Source organism: Sutterella parvirubra YIT 11816 (genome assembly GCF_000250875.1).
In the GTDB taxonomy this organism is placed as follows: Bacteria; Pseudomonadota; Gammaproteobacteria; order Burkholderiales; family Burkholderiaceae_F; genus Sutterella; species Sutterella parvirubra.
Map to the genome: position 1 here is coordinate 1 of NZ_JH604851.1, position 2,787 is coordinate 2,787.

Below are 2,787 nucleotides of genomic sequence, written 5' to 3' on the forward strand. Positions count from 1 at the left end.
CGGCGCGCCCGCCGGCGGCGGTCAGTCCGGCGGCTGGGCCCCGCGTCCCGCCGCGGACGGCTTCGAATCGCAGCCGCGTCCCGCCGCCCGTCCGGCTGCCGCCCCGGCCGCCGCGCCCGCGACGAGCGCTTCGATCGACACGTTGGACGAAGACGTTCCGTTCTGATCGGCTGCCGACCTGAATTGAAAAACGGGCGGTCCCGCAGGGGGCCGCCCGTTTTGTTTTTACAGCCGGTCCGCGCTTACTCGTGGCGCACCGCTTCGATCGGGTCGAGCTTCGCCGCGCGCCGCGCCGGGAAGTACCCGAAGACGACGCCGGTCAGGGCCGACACCGTGAAGGCGAGGAGGTTGATCCCCGGGTTGAAGAGGAAGGGAACGCTCATGACGCTCGCCAAGATCTTCGAAGCGCCCAGCGCGACCACGAGCCCCAGGATCCCGCCCAGGCACCCGAGCACGAGGGCCTCGATCAGGAACTGCAGCTGCACTTCGCGGCCCAAGGCGCCGATCGCGAGGCGGATGCCGATTTCGCGCGTGCGCTCGGTAACCGACACCAGCATGATGTTCATGATCCCGATGCCGCCCACGACGAGGCTCACCGCGGCGACCGCCGCCAGGAGCGTCGTCATGATCTGCGTGGTCGAGGCGACCTTCGCGGCGATTTCCGCCGTGTCCATGATCTGGAAGTTGTCGTCGTCGCCCTCGGACAAGGAACGGCGCTCGCGCATCAGGTCGCGCACGGCGTCCTTGAGGCGCTCGCGGTCCGAGTCCGCGTTGATGCGAAGCATCAGGCTCGCGACGCGGCTTTCGCCCAGGATGCGGCGCTGCACGGTCTTCAACGGCATCACGACCAGGTCGTCCTGGTCGCCGCCCATCGCGGCCGTGCCCTTGGTCTTCAAAAGCCCCACCACGCGGCAGGAGAACCCGCCGGTGCGAAGCGACTTCCCGACCGGGTCGACGTTCGCGCCGAAGAGTTCACGCTGAATCGTCCCGCCGATCACGCACACGGCCGAGCCCGCCATGAGTTCGGCGTCTTCGAAGTAGCGGCCGCTCTCCAACTCGCGGTTGTCGATCGTGAAGTAGTTGTTGTCGGTCCCGATGACGCTCGTCTGCCAGTTGCGGCCTTCGGCGACGATCGTGAGCGATTTCGAGGTCTGCGGCGCCACGGCTTCGATGCCGGCCAGCTGGTTGACGAGCGCTTCGGCGTCTTCCAACTTGAAGTCGGGGGCGCCCACCTTTTGGCCGGGCCCCAGGCGCATGCCGGGGCGCAGCATCAGCTGGTTGTTCCCGAAGCTCTCGATCTGCGTGCGGATCGCGTCCGAGGCGCCGTTCCCGACCGTCACCATCGTGACGACCGCGGCGACGCCGATGACGACGCCCAGCACCGTCAAAAGGCTTCGCATCGGATTGCGCCAGATCTGGCGCAGCGCAAGAAGAAAGGCGTTCCAGATCATGCCCCGCCTCCCCGGCCGTCATCGACGAGATGGCCGTCCTTGAAGATGATCCTACGCGAGGCGTAGGTCGCCATGTCGGGCTCGTGCGTGACGAGCGCGACGGTGATGCCGTCCTCGCGGTTCAGCTCCCGGAGGAGCTCCATGATTTCCACGCTTCGCGCGCTGTCCAAGCTCCCCGTCGGTTCGTCGGCCAAAAGGAGCTTCGGGCGCGTGACGATCGCGCGGGCGATCGCGACGCGCTGCTGCTGCCCGCCCGAGAGTTCGGCCGGGGTGTGGGTCTCCCACTCAAGCAGACCCACACGGTCCAAGGCCGCGCGCGCCAACTTGTGGCGTTCTTTGGTCGACATCCCGCGGTAGATGAGCGGGAGTTCGACGTTTTCCAAGGCCGTCGTGCGCGCCAGGAGGTTGAACCCCTGGAAGACGAACCCGAGGTACTTGCGGCGCAGCATCGCGCGCTGGTCGTTCGAGAGGTTCTCGACGTGCACGCCCGCGAAGAGGTACTCGCCCCAGGACGGGCGGTCGAGCGCCCCGATGATGTTCATCGCGGTCGACTTCCCCGACCCCGACGGACCCATGATCGCGACGAATTCGCCTTCGTCGATCGTGAGGTCGATGTCGTGGAGCGCCGTGAAGGCGTATTCGCCCGTCCCGTAGCGCTTGCCGATGCCGCGGAATTCGATGAGCGGAACCCGTTCGGTCATGTCCAACCCTCCGAGCGTCACTTGCCCGCGCGGCGCTGGTCGACGATCACTTCGTCGCCTTCGGCGAGTTCGCCCGAGACGATTTCGGTCTGGCTCCCGTCGGTCAAGCCCGTCGTCACTTCGAGGGGCAGCGCCTGGCCGTTGCGCAGCACGTAGATCGTGCGGATGCGCTCACCGTGAAGCGACGTTTCCTTCACGCTCTTTTCGCCGCTCGCGTGCGGGGGCCCGCCCATCATGAGCGCGGACTGCGTCGAGGCGGTCGTCTGGCGCGGCTGGAACCGGAGCGCGGCGTTGGGGACCAAGAGCACGTCGTCCTTGTGCGCGGTCGAGATCGTCGCGGACGCGGTCATCCCGGGGCGCAGCAGCAGGTCCTTGTTGTCGACGTTCAGGTACGTCGTGTACGTGACGACGTTTTCCGTTTCGGTCGAACCGTACGCGACCTTCTTCAAGACCGCGGGGAAGCGCCGGTCCGGATACGAGCTCACCGTGAAGTAGGCGTCCTGCCCGGCCGCGACGACGCCGATGTCGGCTTCGTCCACGTCGACGCGGAGTTCCAGTTCGCGCAGGTCGGTGGCGAGCGTCAGCAGCTCCACCGCCTGCAGGCTCGCCGCCACGGCGTAGCCGGGCTCGACCGA

3 protein-coding genes are annotated in these 2,787 nt (G+C 67.4%); all 3 read right to left on the bottom strand.

The genetic code is table 11. The annotated features are described in order from the left end of the window. Window positions 1-242: 242 nt before the first annotated feature. Window positions 243-1,451: an ABC transporter permease gene (locus tag HMPREF9440_RS00690; protein WP_008540501.1), complete on the bottom strand. Its 1,209-nt coding sequence runs from the start codon at window positions 1,449-1,451 to the stop codon at window positions 243-245. Then, window positions 1,448-2,152, bottom strand: a complete 705-nt coding sequence (locus HMPREF9440_RS00695) for an ABC transporter ATP-binding protein (RefSeq protein ID WP_040763142.1) — start codon at window positions 2,150-2,152, stop codon at window positions 1,448-1,450. The genes HMPREF9440_RS00690 and HMPREF9440_RS00695 overlap by 4 nt, the downstream gene beginning before the upstream one ends. Before the next feature lie 17 nt (window positions 2,153-2,169). Further along, window positions 2,170-2,787 (bottom strand): efflux RND transporter periplasmic adaptor subunit (locus HMPREF9440_RS11750; RefSeq protein ID WP_008540503.1); only part of this gene is annotated, 618 nt, incomplete at its 5' end.